The 21028-nt window shown below is 41.2% G+C and carries 16 protein-coding genes; 3 read left to right on the top strand and 13 right to left on the bottom strand.

The window, feature by feature from the left end; translation table 11 throughout:
* Positions 1-17: 17 nt before the first annotated feature.
* The 13 genes from NST58_RS16600 to NST58_RS16540 all read right to left on the bottom strand — a co-directional run bounded on the left by NST58_RS16600 (position 18) and on the right by NST58_RS16540 (position 18466).
* Positions 18-1580, bottom strand: a complete 1563-nt coding sequence (locus tag NST58_RS16600; RefSeq protein ID WP_076130604.1) for an ABC transporter substrate-binding protein — start codon at positions 1578-1580, stop codon at positions 18-20.
* 90 nt (positions 1581-1670) lie between these two features.
* The gene (locus NST58_RS16595) at positions 1671-2606 is read right to left on the bottom strand and encodes a carbohydrate ABC transporter permease (RefSeq protein WP_081383287.1); all 936 of its coding nucleotides are present in this window, start codon (positions 2604-2606) and stop codon (positions 1671-1673) included.
* Between the two features lie 13 nt (positions 2607-2619).
* Positions 2620-3579, bottom strand: a complete 960-nt coding sequence (locus NST58_RS16590; RefSeq protein ID WP_038574490.1) for an ABC transporter permease subunit — start codon at positions 3577-3579, stop codon at positions 2620-2622.
* Positions 3580-3700: 121 nt separating this feature from the next.
* A complete protein-coding gene (locus tag NST58_RS16585) occupies positions 3701-7051 on the bottom strand; it encodes a glycoside hydrolase family 9 protein (RefSeq protein ID WP_339243533.1) in 3351 nt (1116 codons plus the stop codon).
* Between the two features lie 227 nt (positions 7052-7278).
* Positions 7279-9021: an extracellular solute-binding protein gene (locus NST58_RS16580; RefSeq protein ID WP_076130602.1), complete on the bottom strand. Its 1743-nt coding sequence runs from the start codon at positions 9019-9021 to the stop codon at positions 7279-7281.
* Complete coding sequence (locus NST58_RS16575) at positions 9018-10613, bottom strand: response regulator (RefSeq protein ID WP_076278506.1); 1596 nt, start codon at positions 10611-10613, stop codon at positions 9018-9020. Before NST58_RS16575 ends, NST58_RS16580 begins: the two co-directional genes overlap by 4 nt.
* Positions 10610-12352, bottom strand: a complete 1743-nt coding sequence (locus NST58_RS16570; RefSeq protein ID WP_076130600.1) for a histidine kinase — start codon at positions 12350-12352, stop codon at positions 10610-10612. Before NST58_RS16570 ends, NST58_RS16575 begins: the two co-directional genes overlap by 4 nt.
* A 142-nt stretch (positions 12353-12494) precedes the next feature.
* Entirely contained in the window at positions 12495-13706 is a 1212-nt protein-coding gene (locus NST58_RS16565; protein ID WP_339243531.1) for an FAD-dependent monooxygenase, read from the bottom strand.
* A gap of 5 nt (positions 13707-13711) precedes the next feature.
* Positions 13712-14947, bottom strand: a complete 1236-nt coding sequence (locus tag NST58_RS16560; RefSeq protein ID WP_339243529.1) for an MFS transporter — start codon at positions 14945-14947, stop codon at positions 13712-13714.
* A gap of 25 nt (positions 14948-14972) precedes the next feature.
* Positions 14973-15536: a TetR/AcrR family transcriptional regulator gene (locus NST58_RS16555; RefSeq protein WP_076184979.1), complete on the bottom strand. Its 564-nt coding sequence runs from the start codon at positions 15534-15536 to the stop codon at positions 14973-14975.
* 323 nt (positions 15537-15859) lie between these two features.
* Positions 15860-16201, bottom strand: a complete 342-nt coding sequence (locus NST58_RS16550; RefSeq protein WP_036677218.1) for a helix-turn-helix domain-containing protein — start codon at positions 16199-16201, stop codon at positions 15860-15862.
* Positions 16202-16716: 515 nt separating this feature from the next.
* Positions 16717-17574 carry a hypothetical protein gene (locus tag NST58_RS16545; protein ID WP_339243528.1) on the bottom strand — a complete coding sequence of 286 codons (858 nt, stop codon included), beginning with the start codon at positions 17572-17574 and terminating at the stop codon, positions 16717-16719.
* Positions 17575-17710: 136 nt separating this feature from the next.
* Positions 17711-18466, bottom strand: a complete 756-nt coding sequence (locus NST58_RS16540) for a hypothetical protein (protein WP_143761892.1) — start codon at positions 18464-18466, stop codon at positions 17711-17713.
* A gap of 373 nt (positions 18467-18839) precedes the next feature.
* On the opposite strand from NST58_RS16540, the gene NST58_RS16535 reads away from it, so the two are divergent.
* Genes NST58_RS16535 through NST58_RS16525 form a run of 3 tightly spaced genes read left to right on the top strand, consistent with a single transcriptional unit; the run spans position 18840 to position 20667 of the window.
* The gene (locus NST58_RS16535; protein ID WP_036677226.1) at positions 18840-19280 is read left to right on the top strand and encodes a BlaI/MecI/CopY family transcriptional regulator; all 441 of its coding nucleotides are present in this window, start codon (positions 18840-18842) and stop codon (positions 19278-19280) included.
* Positions 19277-20425, top strand: coding sequence for a M56 family metallopeptidase (locus NST58_RS16530; protein ID WP_339243524.1), 1149 nt, complete (start codon positions 19277-19279; stop codon positions 20423-20425). The genes NST58_RS16535 and NST58_RS16530 overlap by 4 nt, the downstream gene beginning before the upstream one ends.
* Complete coding sequence (locus tag NST58_RS16525; RefSeq protein WP_036677231.1) at positions 20422-20667, top strand: hypothetical protein; 246 nt, start codon at positions 20422-20424, stop codon at positions 20665-20667. Before NST58_RS16530 ends, NST58_RS16525 begins: the two co-directional genes overlap by 4 nt.
* The last annotated feature ends 361 nt before the right edge of the window (positions 20668-21028 follow it).

The following is a 21028-nucleotide window of genomic DNA, read 5'->3' as shown; positions in this document are numbered from 1 at the left end:
TTTGCTATGAACACATATCATCTACTGGCAAGGAATTCATCAAGCTGTTTTTGCTTTTCAGCAATGACTTTATCTAGGCCGGCCGATTTTTGGGCGGCGATAAATTTCGGCAATTCTTTGTCCAGATCAACCGATCCGGTCTCAAGCATCTTTTGATATTCTCTTAGAACGTTTGCTAGTGCTCCGACTTCGGATTTGACTGGCTCGCTGTCAAAGGTGAAGCCCAGTGCCGGCGATGATTTAGCGCCTTCGTTGAACTTTTTGAACTGCTCCCACTTGTCTGGAGCTTCCGAACTCCAGACATAGTTCAGGAATTGATTTCCCAGCTCCCAAGCGACGCCCGGTGCGTACTGTCCTGACTTCTCCGTCTGCGTCATAACATTACCATTAAGTGTAAAGTGTGTACCTTCAATACCGAAGTTAAGCAGATTAATAATCTCTTGATCTGTATGAAGCAGGTTAATCAGCATCATGGCGCGTTCCGGGTTCTTGGAAGTTGATGAGATGGCTAACATGGCGCCGGTAGTCTCCGATGTGGCGACCGTTTTACCTGTTAAAGTAATTTGTGCAAGCTTGCCATCAAGTCCTGTCGCGGATGCGATTTCTTCTGCTTTGCCTGGCTTAAGAGGCTCTACAGTGGAAAATACATTGCCCGTCTTATAAGCATCAAGGGATGACGTTTGGGAAGTGGCCGCATCTTTGTTAAGATACCCCTTCTGGAAGAAATCACGGGTTACTTTTAATGCATTTAAGTATTGTGGATACTCTTCGGCCGGTTTGACTGTCGCTTCCGTGCCATTCTTATCGATAGCGCCAGGTATCGTCGTATCACCTAAAAAATCCAATTCCACAAAGGAGTGAGAGGCGAACGTGCCACCCGTTGTATACAGCGGATACATGGTTGGCTTCTTCTCTTTAACGATCTTATAAACGGCATCTAAATCTTCGATCTTTTGCACTTTACTCATGTCAATGCCGAGTTCATCAGCGATATCCTTCCGGTACACAATGCCCCCTGACGATGCCAATTCTTTATTCGTAGGGACTGCATAATTTTTGCCGCCGATTTTGGAGCCATCGAGAAAAGCTGGATCTAAGCTATCCTTAATGCCCTGGCCATACTGATCGAGCAAGGGACCGAGATCTAAGTAAGCACCTTTGGCAACGTTCTTTGCATACCCGTTCCATGAGGCTGTAAATAGAATGTCTACGGGCTCTCGAGAAGCGATGATGAGGTTAGTCTTATCATCCCATGCTCCCCAATCGATTGGTGCGATATCTACCGTCGCGTTGATTTTTTCGGTCAAGATCTTGTTCAGCGCTTCCTCGACGATAGCCTCGTCCGCCTGTGGAGCTCCTTCGTAGACCAGCTTTATTTTATAAGGCTCCAGCTTCGAGGGCTCATTGGATGTGTTATCGGTGGTTGAGTTCGCTGATGAGCTCGGTGCGGCGCTTTCTTTTCCGGCATTATCTGGTGTAGCGTTGTTCGAGTTGTTTGAATTGCCGCAAGCCGTAGTGGCTAATGCTGAAATAAGCATCAGTGTGAGAAGCAGTGAAGCCTTGCTTTTCGTATCCTTCATTTTCAAGTAATCCCCCCATAAAATAAAATGATATGCTAAACCATATACTGGTTTTAGCCGTTTCCGTGCCCACGTAAGTGATCGGCAATCTTAGCCTTTAACGGAGCCTACTGTCAGGCCTCTGATAAAGTATTTCTGGAAGAACGGGTAAGCAAATACGATAGGTCCAACACCTACAACCACCATCGCCATACGCACGGTTTCACTTGGGAAGTTGATCATTCCGCCAGCTCGGGTAATTTCAGCCATCGCGTTCGGGTTACTGGATAAGTACTGGATGTTGACCATCATCTTGTAAAGAAAGTACTGCACGGATATATTGTGGTTGTCTGTAATAAACATTAGGCTTAGGAACCAGTCGTTCCAGTATGTCAGTGTTTGGAACAGTGCAACGGTTGCCAGAACCGGCAGAGATAATGGCAATACAATTCGGATAAATATCCGTAGCTCCCCTGCCCCATCTATTTTTGCTGACTCCAGCACAGCTTCAGGTACGGTCTCCTTAAAGAAAGTGCGCATGATCAGTACCCAGAATGCGGACATGATCAGCGGCATGATCAGTGCCCAAAGTGTATCTTTTAATTCCAGCATCTGTACGTATACCAAGTACCAAGGGACTAAGCCACCGGAAATCAGCATCGTTAGAAAAACAAAAAATGTAAAATACTTTGCCTGCGGAAAATTATTCCGTGAAATGGGGTACGCATACAGAGCTATTATGATGACACTTAGTATCGTACCTATCACCGTGACGGTTAGTGAGATTCCATAGGAATGAACGATTTGACTGATATCTTTCATTAGGAATCGATAGGCTGCCAGATTGAAATTTTCGGGCATAAATCGATATCCGTGTGTCATAACGGACTGCTCATCGGAGAACGATACCGAAAGAATCAGCAAAAGCGGTAGGATACAGAGCGCCGAATAGATGACAAAGAAGATGTTGATGAGGGTTGACGCCCATCCCGACAGCTGATTCTTTGGATTGGACCCAGATAAGGATTTACTCATTGTATTGGTCATAAGGGCTCCTCTCTTAGAACAGCGCGTTCTCGCGGTTAAAGCGGCGAACGACCCAATTAGATACAAAAACCAAGATGAAACCAACGACTGATTGGAACAGGCCTGCTGCTGAGGAAAGTCCGATATCCCCAACGGTCAGGAAGGTGCGGTAGACATAGGTATCGATAACGTTTGTCACAGGGAACAATGCCCCCGATTCACGTGGCACTTGGAAGAATAGGCCAAAGTCGGCATTGAAGATCCGGCCAACCTGCAGCAAAGTCATAATCGTGAGGACAGGCATGATCAAGGGAATCGTGATTTTCTTGATCTGCTGCCACTTGTTTGCCCCATCAATTGTCGCGGCTTCGTAGTACTCCTCGTCGATACCAATGATTGCTGCCATGTACACAACCGTGTAGTACCCCATGTTTTTCCACGTGTTAATGATCGGCAAAACGATCGGCCACACTTCTTTCGTGAAGTACCAGCGTACGGAATCAAGACCAAGCGCCGGCAGCAACGTGCCGTTGAAGTATCCTCGCTCGTCGCTCATGAACCCATACACTAAGTACGAGATGACGATCATCGACAGGAAGTATGGCAGGAACATGATCGTTTGGTGTAGCTTCGAGAGGAAGCGGTTCTTCATCTCGTTAAGCATCAAGGCGAACCCTAGAGGAAGCGCCATGTTCAATACAATAAACAGCGAATTATAAAGCAATGTGTTGCGAATGATGATGTACGAATCCTTCGAGGCAAACAAATATTCGAAATTCTTCATCCCTGTCCATGGGCTTCCCAGGATTCCGTCCTGGTAATTGATTGTTTTAAAGGCAATAACGATCCCGAACAAAGGGATGTAGTTATTTATTACAAGCAGAACGATTCCCGGCAGCATCATTGCGTAGAACATCCAGTAAGTACGAAGATTCTTCACGATGGAAAAATTACGTACAGTACGTATTGGTTTCCTATTTGTAGGAAGCGGCATAGCTTTCAATAGAGTTGTTGCACTCCTTTCACTGTCTTACACACTCCCCACACCGTTGTTTAGGCGGTAATGGGGAGTTCAGGTTTTCACTATTGAGCCGTAACGTCAATTGTGACGTTACTTATTGAGGTTCTGTTCCCCACTGAAGAGCGCCTGCGATATAGCCAGTTGTATGGCTCCAATCGGTGTAAGTCGAATCGGTCGGATCGAAGGAGTAATCTCCCGTCTGCGTGTAGTTCGTCCAATCGGTCTTGTTCACGCGGATCTGAAGCTCAATGCTGGCTCCAGCTGCCAAACTTCCGGCTCCGCTCGTAAAGCCGATTTCCAGATAATGATCAGCTCCTGTCAAAGGAGCCGGCAACTTGACGAAGTCGCCAGTTACGTTGCTACTGCCGACAGTGGACCAATCGCACCAGAAATTCTGGTCCTTCTCCCCATCGATCGTGTAATAATAATGAAGCTTCACGTCGGACAGATTGATGGCAGTGGTACCGGTGTTCTTCAGCTTTATCCGTGGGCTCAACGAATTGCTCGTTGCCGTAACAGGAGAATTGTACTGCTGCACTTTGATAGATCCACTTTCGGCAGTGGGGGTATCGACCACGGAGACCTCAAGATTCGCACTTGCTCCTGCGCTAAAGTTGAACGTCAGCGTCGTTGTTCCCACCGGTTGGGCAGCCAGATATGCCTTCTGAATCGTCACTGTCGTGCCTGATACGGTGTAGTCCGTACCAGCAACTAGGGCAGTCGTGCCATTATTAATGCCGATGAGTGTGTTATCGTTCAGCGTCAAGGTCACCGGAATGTCGGTCTGATTCGCGATTTGCTTGTCAAAGGCAGCGGTCGTCGGACTGATCGCCGAGTTAATAACCGACGAATCGTTCACAGCAACGGATAGCGTAGCAGATGAACCGGCGTTAAACAGGAAAGTGAGGTTCGCCTTGCCGATTGGCTGCTGCGCGAGATAGCTCTTGTGTAGAGTGACCGTGTTGCCCGAAACGGTATAGTCCGTGTCCACAACGAGAGATGTCGTACCGTTCTTAATGTCGGTGAGCGTGTTGCCGTTCAACGTTAGAGTCACCGGAATATCAGCTTGATTTGCTGTTTTCTTATCAAAGGCAGCAGTCGTTGGACTAATGGTCGAGTTGCTGCTATTTCCGGTTGCGAATGCGGCAATGAATACCAACCCTGAATTCCAATAAACGGTATGTTCATTTGTAGTCCATTCTTGGAAGTTATCGGTATAGTTTTTGGCTGCAAATCTTGATATCTGGTTTCCTACGGTTATGTCGTTGGAGTATTTATTCGGTCCTCCGACAAGATATCCCTTAGGTACACCAGGTAATCCATCTGTTCTATACATGATGCTGAACGGATATTTCACGCTGTTATCACCGTAACCTGATACAAAAGATACGCCTACCGGGTTCTGGCCAAGAATCCAGTCTAACTGACTATTGTTAATCTCATTAATGATAGCGCGGTTGCTCTCAAAAGTTCCCAGTAACTTCGTACCGATGATCATTTCCATCGGTGTGTCCGCAACCTGCATGGTGATTCCCCAATAGTAGTTACCATCTTTTATGATGCTTTTCCAAGGGCTATCGTTATATCTGCTCACTTTGTCATTGAACCATTGCTGGAATTTATCCGAATACCAGCTTAAGACTCCGGAGTCCGGATTAGCGGCTTTCAGATAACTGAAGAAGCCTGTATTCCAGGTGTTTGCCCAACCACTGGCGAAATCAAGGGTATCCTCAAAAAATATTCCCATATCGGTGTAATTCGCCAGGAAATAATCATTGTATTCGGCATCGCCGGTCGATCGGTACAGGGAGCCTGCAGCCCACAGACGATTCGAAGCGTCATCCGTCACATCGTAAGGCCATCTGCCCGTGTTAGGCGTCCGAATATTTTCCGGATGTGCTTCCAGGTACCCCCATGCGTCTATTGCCGCATCCAAGCAACTTTGGGCAAAAGCCGGATCAATATTCTGATAAATTAAGTAGGCATGTGCCAATACACCGGCTGCGGTAGCTGTATCGGCGGTCGTTTTGATATCAGTCCGCGAGCTTACCGTATCCTTATCGATAATTTCTCTGTCTACCATATTGTCGTCATCCTGAAAGGTCACTCGCGCATAGAAACCGCCAGTTGCAGCATCCTGCATTTTGAGCATCCATTCCAGTTCCCACCTTGCCTCATCCAGGATGTCGGGAATGCCGTTTCCGCTCTCAGGAATATTAAATTGATTGTCTGTAAATTTCTCCGGCATCATTTCATAGGCCCAGAAGAGATCCGACAAGGCTTTGGCTCCTGCGTTAACGTACTTGCCTTTATCGCCCGCATCGTACCATCCCTTGGAAACATCTTTTTTGATGGAAGGGTTGGACATTAAAGGTACTGCGGTGTCAGGAGTAAAATCTGTTCTTTGATAATTTTGAGTGTATGGGCTGGTAATATTAATCCCGGTTCTCTGGTAATAGAAGTATCTCGTTACGTCATTTAAAAAGGGTTCATAGATTTCGTTAGCTTCGCCGATAGTGAACTTGGGCGAATTCTGAAGACCCTGCACTGAAACATAATATTTTCCCGGAATCGTTAAATTTGTGAAATCGGCGGTAAAAATACGCTCCCCGCTATCGATAGCATCATAATTTTTGGTGAGTACAAGCGTTCCGGAGTAAGCTGTCGAATTATTTGTGGCGTTAATAATGTTAAACGTAGTACCTGCATCGACCGTGAGCACATCCTCAAAACCGGTTACAAGCGCTTGCTTTACTCCATCTACGGGATACCCTAATTGATTGACCTTGATGGGGGCGTACTCTTTCTCCTTATCGGGAGACGTAACCCTAATGTCATTAAGCCACACTTTTAAAGGTTGAAAACCATTATTCTTGATGGATAATGCATCTATGGAAGATACATCAATTCCTTGGGAGACCTGAATTAGATCCTTTAACGGGATCTTCACATGGGTCCAACTTGTAGTAATGTTGACGTAGTTGTTAATGTTTACTGTAGTGGTAATTTCATTGCCGGCAGCTCTTTCGAATACCCGGTCTTTGAAGCCCAGTAAAAAGGACTCTCCGCCCGCATTTCCTTTGATATTAAACTCAAGGAATCCATTTGGATGATAAGAGGTAAAGTCATATGCTTTCCAGCCGGCAACCGTAATTAAAGCGTTGTACCAGGAAGGACTGGTAGGCGTCTTCGCATTCAACAATAATGAAGGCAATCCATTGTACATTGCTGTAGAATCAATGGGAAGCTTGCTGTTCTCCGTCTCCAATCCAAACCCGCTATCTCCTGCCCAGCCGTCGGATATATTACTGAATATTTGGTAATCTAGTAAGTCTCTCCACCCTGCAGGCGCTTCTGGGGTTGCCGCATTAGTCTTGATCGGATTTGAAAAAAAGATAGTCACAAACATAGTTAATGCCAGAAACACGCTTACTTTTTTCCTCATTACCTCTCCTCCTAAAAAGTTTTGTGAGCATAAACTGCTTCGCTCCGCTTCATACAAAAATCAGTTCGAAAGTTTACACTTAGTTAGTGAGAGTTACTCTATGATTAACTTCGTATACCATCACCTCTTTTTTTGAAAACGCTTTCTAATAAAATCATTTTAATTCACGAAGTTAATCCTGTTATATAGAAGAAATAAAGGAACATAGAAGAAAACAAGCCACAATATTATGGCTTGTTTTCCATGTACCAATTATTTACTTCTCTCGTGATTACGTCGCCGCCATTCTTGTAAAATTGGGCTACGAACTCATCAAAGTAGGAGATCGGCTTCTCGCCATAAATGATGCTCAGATAACTCTCCGTTGCGAGTTTCTGCAGGAACACTCCGTGTTTCTCCATCCCGTCCGTTAAAGGTCCGTGGTATCGGTTTGGGATTTCGAGTCCCTGCTCGGCAATCGCCACCCCAGCCGCCGTAAGTTGAGCTGAATTTAAACCTTTAATAGCTTGTTCGATCGGCGTCGTCACTATGGCTTCCGAATTTTCAGATAATTTTCTGATTGCATCCGCATTCATATAAGGTAAGGCTGGAGCACCACCTGTCAACGGATAGAGCATCCAGCGCATATCCATTGAAGACCCGTCCGCAAGCGGCCACTTATCATTTGGCACGCCTTCAGTGGCGAAATTGACAGTAATGACCTTGTCGTTCATGATCACATAATCGTAACCTTCGTGAAACCCTTGTGCGAATCGGGGATCGAAGTACGGGTCATCCGGGCCGAAATTTTTGGCAAGCAACTTGTTATAATAAGCGAACCAGGCTTCCATATTCGTGAAATCCTTGCTGAACACCGTGTAGATACCGTACAACGGCTTTTGTGCCTTGCCCTTTAACCCATCTGGTCCGGCAGGAAGGGGGTAAGCCTGCCAAGCCGCTTCGGGATCGACCTTCACTGTATCGCCGAGCGGCCAGGCTCCCATCCAAAACGGGCCGAACATGACACCGGCCATTCCGTTAACCGCCAGTTCGGACGCTTGGCTCGGGTCCTGCATGCCTGCATCCCTGTCCATATAGCCCTTCGCCATCCAGGAAGCCATCGTTTCCAGGTATTTCTTAGCATCCGGGTGTACGGCGCCAAAGATCAAGCTGCCCTTCTCGTCTTCATTCCAGAACAGTTTGATGTCAGACGTGCTAATCATCTGCCTTGAAAAAGCTCCGGCAATCGCATCTGTCTGCCCCATCCAGCTCCAGGGACCTTCCTTCAGCGGAACCGCTAGACCAACTTCGTCATCTTCGCCATTCCCATTAGGATCTTGTTCAGAAAATGCCTTCAGCACATTCTCCAACTCACTTATCGTCGTAGGCGGGTTCAGCGACAGTTTCTCAAGCCAATCCTTACGGATCCACATGACCGTTCCCTCATCTCCTGCACTAAAACGGGGAAGTCCATATATCTTGCCGTCTTTGGTCACTTCTGCCATGGTATAAGCGTACTTCTCCAGCGCTTCTTTTAGCTTAGGATGAGCATACTTCTCGATGGCATCATCCAGCGGAAGCAACTTGTCGGCTTTGAGCAGATACTTCAGGATGTCTCCTTCAGCGCTAAGGGTGTCCGGCAGCTTGCCATTCACAGCCAGCGCGAGCCGAATTTTGGTATCTGCATCTTCGAACTTGCTGACAATCCAATCAAACTTCGTGACGATTCCCAGATTATCTTCCATCCAGCGGGTATGCACGTTGTCTGTAAGGCTTTCATCTGGCTTGAATGCGTTAGGCCGATTCTCGTCTACGATTCCTGTTGTGATCGTTATAGGCGGATCGTATTTAAAGTCCCATACCGGCTTCTTTTCCCCATTGGATGTACTGTTTTGTGCCGTTTTCCCTGTGCTACTTAAACAGCCGGAAACTAGCAGCACTCCGCTCAGAACTGCCCATAGAAAGATGGCCTTTCTTTTTTGTTTTTTCACCGGCCCAATCCCTCCATTCCCGATCGGTATCTATCCCTGAATTCCTGCGGCGTCACCTGATAATAGTCACGGAATTTCCGAATAAACCAGTTAGTATTGGGATAGCCAATGCTTTCACCAATATGGTAGATTTTATTATTTGTATGCTTGAGCATCTCGCAGGCTTTGAGCATACGCTGCTCGTAAATATATTGGGATACGGTAGTGCCTGTACACTGCTTAAAGATTTTTGACAGATGGTTAGGATGTACGAAGACGCGTTTGGCCAGCAAAGTAAGTGACAAGTCCTTGTCCAGCTCCTTCTGGATGTAGAGTTGCGTCTTCCGGACGATCACCTGGCTGTGGTCCTCGGTCTCCTCCCCTAGCTTATCGCGAAGTGTGCGTAGTAAGTCGAGCGCCCAGCTTTCCAGCTGCGACGCGTGCAGCATTGCTTTTCCTTTTACGAAAGCCGATTGCTCAGGAGTGAGCATTTGGGCCAGCGTCCTGCCACTACGATTCGCGATATACTGGAAGGCATTGGAGAGAAAGAAAAAGACGTCGCGCATGAGGTAAGGTGAACCCGTATGCATAAGCGGTGACACGAACGCTCGGATCTTAGCTTCCGCCGCTTCCCATTGCTCCGTTTCCAAAAGATGTGTCAGCAGAGGCGTTTCATAGAGCTTGCGCATAAGACGCGCTTCCTCTTCATTCCGCTCTGGCACCTGCCCATCCGAAAAACTGTCACTATCCAATCGTGATTTAGCTGTCATATAACTAGCTTGCAGTTCTTCCGGGAATAGACAGTCGGTTTCTCCTACAGAAATTTCACCTTTAAGCAAACGCTGTACTTCTTTCTTTAATCGCTCTATCCGCTCAAGCACCCATTCCGGTTCGGGAGGTGCTCCTGATAGGTCGTATACCAGAGCGAGCAGGTTTCCTTCATCATCCGCAGCCGACCAGCAGTCATAGCGGTCCATCAGCAATTCTTCCAGCATGTTTGTTACCGCGAACCGGATCAGTGACTGCGAATAGAGATCTTGTCCGTCGAAAGGGGAACCCAACCGAACAAGGCACATCGAGACATGACCTGGTATTGGAAGAGGGAGGTCAAACAGCTTTAACTTCTCCGCAAGCGCCTTGCCATTCAGATTTCCGCTGAGCACTTTGAGCAACAACCCTGCTTTCAGTTCTGCACTATTGTCTCGGTAGATACGGAAGCCCTGTTCGATTGATCGCTCCTGCTCAAGCTGCTTAATGATCCGGCCCATTGCCGTAAGTAGCTGCTCGTCCTTCGCGGGCTTCATCAGGTAATCGAGCGCTTGCAGCTCAATCGCTTTTCGGGCGTAATCGAAGTCCGCATAACCTGTGAGCAGCAGGCACTTCAGCCCTGGAATACGAAGCCTGGCCTGTTCGATCAGTTCCAAGCCGTTCATGCGTGGCATACGGATATCCGTCATAAGGATGTCAATGGGGAAGGAGTCTATCAGAGCAAGTGCCTCGCTCGCGCTGTAAGCCTTCCAAACGCGGGAGATACCAAGTGTCTCCCATGGAATCGTATCTGCCAGACTGTCCGCATAATGTTTCTCGTCATCAACTACAAGCAGGCTATTCAATGCTCTTCCTCCTTCGTTTCTTCTTTCATCCCCTGTCTCCAAATCAGCCTCACGTTTAGACCACCCAGTCTGGACGGGCAAAACTCAATTTGAGCGTCTGAACCGAAGTTGCCTTGCAGTCTTTGATATACGTTCCAAAGACCGCAGCCTGCATATTCGCTGGCCGGAATATGAAGCTCCATTTGCAGTTGGTCCATCCGTTCTTTATTTAATCCTTTTCCGTTATCCTCCACTTCCAAGTGCAATTGGTCTTCATTGACGTAAACTCTAATTTCAACCCGGCCTGGATATTCGACGTTCTCAAGTCCATGCACGATCGCATTCTCCACGATTGGTTGGATAAGAAGCCGGGGAATTCGCAGCTCCGCCAACTCTTCAGGCAGTTCGATGCTGTAGGACAGTGTCTCATTGCGAAGCCGTAGAATCTCGAGGTGAATGCGCACGAACGCCAGTTCTTCACCCAGGCTGACTCCTTGATTATCCATTCGCGTCGTATACCGGTAATAGTCGGCCAGATGATACGCCATGTCTATAACTGCCCGATTCTTTCCCATTTTGGTCATATTAATGATGAAACCCAAACAATTGTACAGAAAATGAGGATGGATCTGTGCTTGTAGCTGTTTTAGCGTGGCATCGCGCGCAAGGATACGCGATTGTAGGACATTCTCGATGAGATCTTGGATCTGCGTCGCCATCTCGTTAAAGTTCTGCATCAGGAACGTGAATTCATTGTTTGATTTCTTCGGTAGCCGGTACGCGTAATCGCCCTCCTTAATCCGCTGCACCGCACGCACAAGTTGGAAGATAGGTCGATGTACGTTCCAGTACAAAGCAGACGCGGCGGTAATACAGGATAGGAGCAAAATAATCGAAGAAGCTCCAAATAATAACCTCTGTTGCTTGATAGGTCCGATAATCTGGTTAAGTGGAACAGAATCGACGAGATGCCACTCAAGAATATTGGAATAATAATAGGTAATCAGATAAGGCCTGTCGTCGAAGGAATGAATTAAAAAACTTGAATCCCGGCTATTGATCCTGTCGCCTAATTCCGCGATAATTTGGTCCATCTTGGGCCCATCTGCGGATCGGCTGGCGATGATGGCATGTCCTTCTTTGTAAAAAAACGGGTTGTCAGAGTGACCAGATTTGTAGGTATCAAGCAAATTTTCAAAGCTCCACTTGTAGAGGTTAATGCGAACGGCAACATCCAGATCGTCCGGACGGGCTGGTTTGTAACCCGTAGTGACATAAGTTCGAGTAAAACCGGAGCCAATTTCCAAATCTTCGCTGTAGCTCCACCCTAGCGAAAATCGGCTATCAAACTCTTTAAGGTCATATTCATAGGAGGGGGAAGAAGAAATACTATCGTCTCGTTGCGGGAAATAGACGGTCACGTCATTGCGCCAGTTGCCCGATGCGCTGGCCAGCGACAGCTTCTCTTGGATCAGCAGCCTTGTCTTCATTAGGGAATAATCGCTCATGTTGAGGTTGTAAAGGTATTCCAGCACGTTCGTGTCAACGAGCATAGGTGCGGAGACTAAGTCGAACTTCTCAATGCTGGCATCCAGTTGTGCCACGAAAAGCTCCATCCGGTTCAGGCTGGCTTTGATAAGCTCCTCCTGTATGACGTTGATGCTCTTAGAGGTAGAATAATAGTACAGCGCCACGACCGGAGTTAGCAGAATCAGCAACAACACTAACATTTTCTGAAAAATATTAAATTTGATCCGCATGGGATTTCCATCCTTGTTTTGTAATTACACCTCAACCTGTATTTTACAATGGATAGAAAGCGTTTTCTATACAAATTCTTTGCGTTTCAGCAAATTAAAATAACCTCATTCCCAATGAACTCTACTTAGGAATGAGGCTGCGTTAAAATTTGAAGGCATTATCAACCGTTATTTTAGGACTCCCCAAAAAGAATCTCCGCATTAAATATCTTGCGATCCTGCTATTTCCCATCAGTTTCATGCAGGCTAGCGAGAATTTTTTAACCCCTTTAGGGGATTTAACGGTCATGCTGATTATCAACTGTTGAGCAAAATGCACAAAACGAATTTCCTGATTACGAATGGGCTGCAAACGATCTAAACACTTGTATTCATGATTTGGCTCTAATTTTGATGCAACAATAAGTTCAGCAGCGACCAGCGCTGTTTCAAAAGCCAAGGACAATCCGATAGCTCCGAGTGGTGAGGAACAATGTGCAGAATCACCGATTAGAATACAACCCTTATTATGCCAATTGTCTACCATAAAAGTCTCTGATTGGATAGAAACAAACGATTTGAAATCAATGATCTTTTCAATGTCTTCTTTAAGCTCAGGAAAGGCCTTTATGAATTCAAGCTTTAATGGTTCGATGCCTTTGCTTTTTATGGAATTCCATTGGTCTTTCCTCATTGTAAAACCTATCTGCACACAATCAGAAGAATAAGGAAGCCCTATGAAGTTACTAAAATCAGACAATCTGAAAAGGAGTTTTTGATTTAGCTTTAACTCATTAGTCGATATTTTGCACCAGATTAAATCAAAATCTTCTTTTTTATACTTAAAAGAAAAATCGCTTGTCTTCCTAACCGTCGACATCCGTCCATCCGCTCCGACTACTAAAGAAGCATGGATCGCAGTCATTTGTCCATCTACTAAGGCGTTTACTCCGACTGTTCGATTTGCACTTTTAATAGTTGAAGTGACCTTTGCGTTAAAAATGAGCTCGAAATTACTAAAATCCTTTGCTAGATCATAAAGAAAAGTTAACAGGACGGATTGTTTTATTTTAATTGCGTAAGGTGCCTCCGGCATTTCTTTTTCATAATCAATTTGAGTGATATATTTCTTATTATTCCATATTTCAGCATTAAATAATTTTATATGCTCATACTTTTCAAGACGCTGTTCCAGATTCAACTCTTTCATGAGCCTTACAAATCGAGGCTGAAGAACTTCTCCTCTGAACTTGCGATTAAAGCTTGTTTGACTTTCCAGTACGGTAACTCTAATTCCGTTTTTGGCTAACAGCAGCCCTAGAAAGAGACCAGAAGGTCCACCACCAACAATGCAAATCTCCGTTTCTTTATTCATTCCTATCACTCTGTGGGTAAAGTAGCAGCCCGTTCATTTTTCACTACTGGAACCCTAGCCGATAATCTAAGAAAAAGAGAGATTAAAAAACCTAATAAAAGAATAGAACCTAATATAGTAAAGGATAACGAATAATTTTCTGTTTTTAGTAATTTCAAAGCTAATATCGGGCCTGTGCTAGCGCCTAGGAATAGAATAAATGCATTGAATGAAATCGCAGACCCTCTTGCATTTCCCCCTAATTGACTGACGATTGAGATGATAACGGGAGTTACCAGCGCGATACCAGCCACAAATACAACGCTCATTAGGACAAGAAGTGGCAGGTTCGTACTAAAACCTAGAGCAAGCAACCCAATTGCAGCTAAAGCTAAGCCTCCCCTTAGAACAGCGGCCATTCCAAGTTTTTGAGCAATTCTTCCGGAAAAGGGTGATAAAAGCATCCCCGCGATTCCAAATGCACGAATATAAAGGATATCCTGTGAGGAAAGACCAAACTTAGCTGAGCTTAAATAACTTCCCAAAACGGTGTACATGCCAACTAAAGTTAATAGAAGCATAAAGGTTATCGCAAAAGCCAAAAGCAATTGTGATTGTTTTAGCAGAATTATCATTTGTTTAAACTTCCGCAGAACATTTTCTTTCGGTCTTAGTATTTCATCTTTAGGAAGGAACCTCATTACTATTACTGAAGTAATACCATACACAATCCCCAAAATAAAGAAAATAGCACGCCAGCCAAGAGCTTCGTTAACAATCCCACTAAAAACCTGGCCTACTATACCTGCCATTAACAGTCCTGAGCTTATAAATCCAACGGCTGTTAGTCTTTTATGAGGCGGGAACATCTCCCCTGCATACACTAACGCAATAGGTGCAAAAGCAGCAGCCACTAGGCCTTGCACTCCTCTGAGCATAATAAGCCCGTAAAAACTATCCACAAATCCTAATGCAAGCGTAACTACGGTTAACCCAATAATGCTGGCTACTAAAAATACTTTACGTCCATATCTGTCTGAAAAAGGTCCATACAAAAGACAGCCCAGAGCATAACAAAGAGAAAATGAACTCCCAATCCAAGCCGCCTCACTCGAGCTAATCTGAAAGGCATGTGAAAATACTTCGGATAATGGAATTGTAATATACATGCTAGTTAAAATAACTAATCCACACCAAAATAAAATAATCGTCATTAATGAATAGTTCTTATTGTAATTCTGAACGTCTATCGTCTGATTCATAAAGTAAATATCCCCCGGTTTACTATTAATTTGCAACAGTGATGCCTTCCAAGACATGGATCAACAAATCGTTTATGTAATCCGCATCCGGAATTTGTTTATAGATGAGAATTTGAAAGTATATGGGACCATAAAGCAGATCTAAAGTTATATCAAGGTTGATTGCTGGTTTCAATTCTCCCATATCTATGGCTGCTTGGAGTAATTGTTTGGCTTCATTTCTTTTTGTCATTAAAAACAATACGTAAAAATCTTTCGCGATTTCTTCGCTCTCTGTAACTATAGTTAAAGTGGATTTCCCGATTTTGCTATTGAGGATACGAGCTAAAGCTTCAAGCTGTTGTTTGAAGTTATCCTGAATGGATTTATTACTATCAAATTCAAACTCTGATTCTACGGTCATTAGAAAAGCGTCCAGTACAAGACGCGCTTTATTTTCCCACCATCTATAGATGGTTGTTTTGCCTACTCCAGCTTGTGCTGCAATCGCCTCAATCGTTAAAGATGAATAACTGTTGGATTCTAACATTTCAAGTGTTGCAGTAAGAATCTCTTTTTTACTTCGAGGTTCTTTGTTTTTCACGTTCATATTCATTTCACCTCCTAGATGTTATTTAAATTATTAAAAGGATGTAATTATAGAACGATACGTATCGTTTCATTTGTTACACTATCTTATATCATTTTCATAAAATTTAAAATAGTTAATTTGAAAATTATTATTTTCTGGATTTAGGCATGCGGTAGATGACGAAACATAACTTGCGCATACAAAAATTAACGCTTCGGAATGGTCCGAAGCGTTAGTTTTCGTGGATATTTGCAATTAAGGATTCGATGACTAGTCCAGATACATCATTCCACTGATGATGGCTAAAACTTGAGCTACATCTGTTATCGGTGCAATATCCTTTAAAATTCTTTCCTTTGTTGGATAGATTCTTTTATCCAATCATTTAAAACGGATGTACTAACAAAAATTTCATCTCCGATTTTAATAATGGGAAACAACACACCGGTATATGCACCTTGTGTTTTCAACATTGTTTCTTCTGTAGTAATAATCTTGCGCACTTGAGATTCAGTGATGTTTAAATATTTAGCAGTTTCTTTAAGTGTCATTAATGGTTTATTTGAATATTCATTGTTAATTGTTGGACTTATAGATGACTGACTGCCTTTGATGATAAAACAACCAGTAATGATTGCAATTCCTAAAATTATTGAACTAATAACGTTACTAAGATTTTTCATAGATATTCCCCCGCTTATTTAGTTCTTGTAATTTTTGCAGCTAATAAACTTCTTAATTTTATTTAGTTTGCTACCTTTAATAGAAACTTGTTCGTTTTTTCAATAAAGCACCATTTCTAATTCTTATTGTAATACATCAGGAAAAGATGAGTGTTGTACTTAGTTACATATTACTCCTCAATTTTATTCGACACACCACATATTTTCAGCTGCTCTCATTTTAAAGTGAAATAACTAAAACGTTCAGCAAATCATTAGACCCATGAAGATTGTGATAAAAGACAAGCAAAGGGAACGCGATCGTTACAAAGTTGCATCTGGAGAGAAGTGCCGCTTATCATACTTCCATCGTAAAACACTCTGGATTAAACGAAAAATGTGCATATTACTATTCATTGTTTCTTTTCTTTTAGATTCTATATTAGCATTTAATACTTTTAGTATAAGCAACTATTACAAGTCATCTTCATGAAATAATTACTTATCTCCTATTTTTATATTAATAATATATTTTTCTAAAAATTAAAAAAACTTATTGGTGTAAATGGTGCTAAACTTTGTTCTTTATTATTATAAAGAAGTTTTATTTCTGGTTGAAAAACTATATTCTCCTTTTTCTTAATAATATAATTACATTTAATTTCATAAACTTTCAGTTCTTTTAAAATTTTTTTATCAACTTTATTTCTGAATTCTTCCTTAATTTCTTCCTCTGCATATATATCTGGATTAACTTCTATAGTAACAATTTCAATAAAACTCTTTACTTCTTTCGGATAAATTAATTCTGCTTTTATATTACTAGTAATAATATGATTTGAATCTAATATCTTATACGAGTATGAATACTCTTTATTTAGTGCTGTTACATTTTTAGGAGATATCGGAGATTCCATTACGGAAATTCCATTTTCCTCACCAGAATAAAATTGTAAATATACTGGACTAATATTTTTTTTAAAGGTTTTACTTCTTAGTTTTATTTTGATTTTATCAAAACCCAATTTTTCTAAACCTAATATCCTATCAGAATTTAACCTTATAGAAAATCCTTCTACTAAAAAATTCTGGTCAGTCAATTCCCATTCTATATCGTCTGGGCTAAATTCAATTTCATCCTTTTTTTCATTGGATAAAGTTATTGTTATATCCGATTTATTTAATTTTTCAAAAGTATCTTTTTTTAAATTTGATGTTGATCCAAATAACAGCAATGACGAACCATTATTTTCTGAATGTTTTATATTGATCGTATATATCCCAACTGCTTGGTTGAATTCTAGCTTATTTAGTATATTACTAATGCTATTAGATTCACACCCAAATACTATTAATAGAAGAGCTACTTCAATCAAAAACATTATTTTTTTCAAATAGTGTCAATTCCCTTCCAGTTATACAGATATAAAAAAGGAGTGAATAGTATGTATCCACTCCTTTTTTACATTAACTAAACTCTTAAACTCTCAAACCTATTTCTGCTGTTATAACTCATCTTTAATATCAAATCTATAGAGCAACCTGCTGTAATGCGTAATATTGGTCATGTGCTTCAGTAAAAGCGCTGCCTGCATATTTAACACCTAACTTAGTAACATCATAAGTATACTGTTCTTGGTAATATCTTAAAATAATCCTACCTTTGTATCCTTTAGTAGTTGGGTACGAAATAGTCTGTGTCGTTGTGAATGCAGCACTTGAACCGATCGTTCCTGAAATATTGGTTTTTAAAAACGCTACGTCCACTCCACCACCACCCGTAACTGAAGCAGTGACAGTTGTGGTTACTCCTTTCGAAACTGAAACAGTACCAGGATAAGCAACGTAATCTGAGACTGGCTTAAATAAATTATAACTTATAGGCTTACTTACATTAGAAAGTGTGTATGTCGCTCTTGCCAAATAATTTGTTGCATCGGGTTCATTCGGCGTAATTGTTTCCAGTTCTGGTGTAAAGCTGCGCTTGGTTGAATAGTCACCGATATATGTTTCAATTGCACCTGGTTCATTTACAGTAATTGTATCCTGTTCGGATTTAAAGATACTCTCGGATGCATAGTCACCGATATAAGTTTCAGTTGCGCCGGCTTCATTTACAGTAATTGTATCCTGATATTCTGATGCTGCAAAAGCGGTTGTGCTTAGACCAAAACAAAAAGAGCATGCAAGCAGCATTGTAAAAACTTTCCTAGTTTTTTGTGTTCTTACAGCTCCACCCCTTTTTTTTAAACCACCTATCTTAGTACAGTTTTTTTCATATCGCATCAAAGTCACCCTTTCGAATTTATGGAATTTTTCGTTAAAATGTGTTATCCAAATAATAGTTATTTACATCATCAACAATTTAGTTTCAAAAAATATCACAAGAAAAAAGTAACAACAATTGTACTTATTAATAAATCAATATGACCACCCACCTTCATATGAATAAAATAAAGACATGTATATACTTTTAACATTAACGCTTAACATTTAATGTGTATGGATAAATTACCATTTAAATCATTATTTTGTCAACAATAGCTTAATAGATACCATTATTCTCTTAATTATTAATATAAAGTAAAAATCAACGGTTGATATAACGTGAAAATCGATCTATAATTTTAAGATACTATATTATACTGGGGGAACCTTTATGTCCTATACAAAATTGACTAATCGGGAATTAGAAATCATGCATATTTTATGGAAGGAACCCCACCCTCTTACCGCGACAAATATTTTTGAGAAAATCGAGGAGAAATTTAGTATATACAGCATACAAAACGCCTTACAATCGTTACTTACTAAAAATGCAATTGAAGTTGCAGCTTATACAAAGGTTTTTAAAACAACTGCAAGAAAGTACAGACCTATTATCACTACAAATGATTATGCAGTTATGCAATTTGCTCAATATTACTCAACGGATGATGCTCAAACTGGTATTACAGAATTAATCTCAACATTATTTAAGTTCGAGGATGAAAATATTGATATACACACGATTGATAGATTAGAAAAGTTAATAAAAGCGAAAAAAACAGAGCTTGAACAAACGAAACTGACGCAAAAAAATGGGGAGGTCGATAGATGATAACCATTTGGAGTATACAAACTACTCTATTAGTAAGTAGTTTGTTTATTTGCTTATATTGCCTTATAACTAAAAAATCATCTACTATTAGTAAAGTTGGTGTTCCGGTTTTATCCCTATTGCTGTTACTTATTACAATCAGATTACTTGTTCCAATAGAAATACCTTTTGCTCATACTATCGAATTACCAAAATTCCTACCCATAATAAATGATTTTTTTAATTTTTCTATTTATTCATTCAGCGATCAAATAAAGATTAACTTATATCTTTTTTTGGGTGTTATTTGGTTATCGGGAACACTCATAAGTGTTAGTCGGATTTTTCAAAGGTACTCTAATTTGTGTAAATTAATAATGACGTGTTCTATCAAGAAAAATATAAACTCTGAACTTTTAAGTGTCCTCCAGAAGGAAATTAAAATACCTAAAAATTTAAAGTTAATTGAAACCTCATTGACTTCAGTTCCCATGATGTATGGTTTTTTTAGACCCACAATTGTTTTTCCAGTACATAATTTTACTGATCAAGAGGAATATTTTATTATTCGGCATGAATTGCATCACTATTTTAATAAAGATAATTGGATTAAAACTATCATTGAACTGTTATGTGCTTTTTATTGGTGGAATCCTTTTGTATATCAATTGCGTAACCAAGTGGATAGAATTTTGGAAATAAAAAATGATCTTACCATAACAAAAAATTGGGAGGAATATAAACGGCTTAATTACCTCGAATTTCTTGTGAATACCTATAAAAACTCTATAAAATCTAAATATATGCCCTTTACTATGGACCTTATTGATAAAAACAGATCTACTTTCATGAACCGCTTTGAGCTACTGTTATCAAACAATAAACCTAAAGAATCATGGTTAAGGTTTTCAACCACGAGTATATTAGCCTTATCATGCTTTGTGTCTACATTATTTTTTGTTGTACAACCACGATATTCTTTTCCAGATAATTACGCTAGCACAGCTATTGATATAACGCCTGATACAGCTTACATAATAAAAAACAAGGATGGTACTTTTGATATTTATCTCAATAAATTAGGTTATTTCACTACCATACAAGAGATTAATCCGTTTTACGATAAGTTACCTATCATAAAAATGAAAGAGGACGATATTAAATGAAGAACCAGAAGATTTTCAAGAGGATCATTGGAAGTATTATAATCATTGCTTTTTTTAGTAATTTTTTGAGTGTACATATAGAAGCTAGTTCATATACAACACCACTCGAACAAAGTGACTTTAAAATATTTGCAGACGTACTGGAAAATAAGATAGTACTTATTGACGGTAAATGGTATGAAATCGTATTTAATAGAACTACGGGGAAGATCATTAGTAAAAAAGAAATTAAGCGGAATTAGATTATCTGCACGAATATAATTTTCTGAAAAATGATAAATGAGCTAAAAAAACCTTAAGATGCACGAGCTACCAAAGTCAAAAATTAAAGCGAGACCGTACTTCAATATAGAGAGTACAGTCTCGCTTTTTCAATATAAATTCAGATCATGGATAAACAATACCTAGCAATTTCACAGAAAAGTGTGGCTACACTAGCTGCGCGGCTCGGGTAATTTATCCACTAGAATTGTAAGGTCAACAACATCGGATAGTTCAGTTAGCGAGCTACAATTCCCTTCAGAATAATTACCTTTGAAGGGAATTTTGTAATAGATACGCTTTAATACCATTCACAGACGAAAAACGAAAATGGTTTTATTC

Origin of the sequence: Paenibacillus sp. FSL R10-2796, assembly GCF_037965315.1 — a bacterium.
Lineage (GTDB): Bacteria > Bacillota > Bacilli > Paenibacillales > Paenibacillaceae > Paenibacillus_AQ > Paenibacillus_AQ odorifer.
This window is presented reverse-complemented; position numbering and strand designations above follow the sequence as displayed.

What these genes read in the sequence shown, in the direction of transcription:
- NST58_RS16600 (WP_076130604.1), bottom strand. Translation starts at nt 1,580, where the DNA reads ATGAAGGATACGAAAAGCAAGGCTTCACTGCTTCTCACACTGATGCTT.
- NST58_RS16595 (WP_081383287.1), bottom strand. Translation starts at nt 2,606, where the DNA reads ATGACCAATACAATGAGTAAATCCTTATCTGGGTCCAATCCAAAGAAT.
- NST58_RS16590 (WP_038574490.1), bottom strand. Translation starts at nt 3,579, where the DNA reads ATGCCGCTTCCTACAAATAGGAAACCAATACGTACTGTACGTAATTTT.
- NST58_RS16585 (WP_339243533.1), bottom strand. Translation starts at nt 7,051, where the DNA reads ATGAGGAAAAAAGTAAGCGTGTTTCTGGCATTAACTATGTTTGTGACT.
- NST58_RS16570 (WP_076130600.1), bottom strand. Translation starts at nt 12,352, where the DNA reads ATGCGGATCAAATTTAATATTTTTCAGAAAATGTTAGTGTTGTTGCTG.
- NST58_RS16565 (WP_339243531.1), bottom strand. Translation starts at nt 13,706, where the DNA reads ATGAATAAAGAAACGGAGATTTGCATTGTTGGTGGTGGACCTTCTGGT.
- NST58_RS16560 (WP_339243529.1), bottom strand. Translation starts at nt 14,947, where the DNA reads ATGAATCAGACGATAGACGTTCAGAATTACAATAAGAACTATTCATTA.
- NST58_RS16555 (WP_076184979.1), bottom strand. Translation starts at nt 15,536, where the DNA reads ATGAACGTGAAAAACAAAGAACCTCGAAGTAAAAAAGAGATTCTTACT.
- NST58_RS16550 (WP_036677218.1), bottom strand. Translation starts at nt 16,201, where the DNA reads ATGAAAAATCTTAGTAACGTTATTAGTTCAATAATTTTAGGAATTGCA.
- NST58_RS16540 (WP_143761892.1), bottom strand. Translation starts at nt 18,466, where the DNA reads ATGCGATATGAAAAAAACTGTACTAAGATAGGTGGTTTAAAAAAAAGG.
- NST58_RS16535 (WP_036677226.1), top strand. Translation starts at nt 18,840, where the DNA reads ATGTCCTATACAAAATTGACTAATCGGGAATTAGAAATCATGCATATT.
- NST58_RS16530 (WP_339243524.1), top strand. Translation starts at nt 19,277, where the DNA reads ATGATAACCATTTGGAGTATACAAACTACTCTATTAGTAAGTAGTTTG.
- NST58_RS16525 (WP_036677231.1), top strand. Translation starts at nt 20,422, where the DNA reads ATGAAGAACCAGAAGATTTTCAAGAGGATCATTGGAAGTATTATAATC.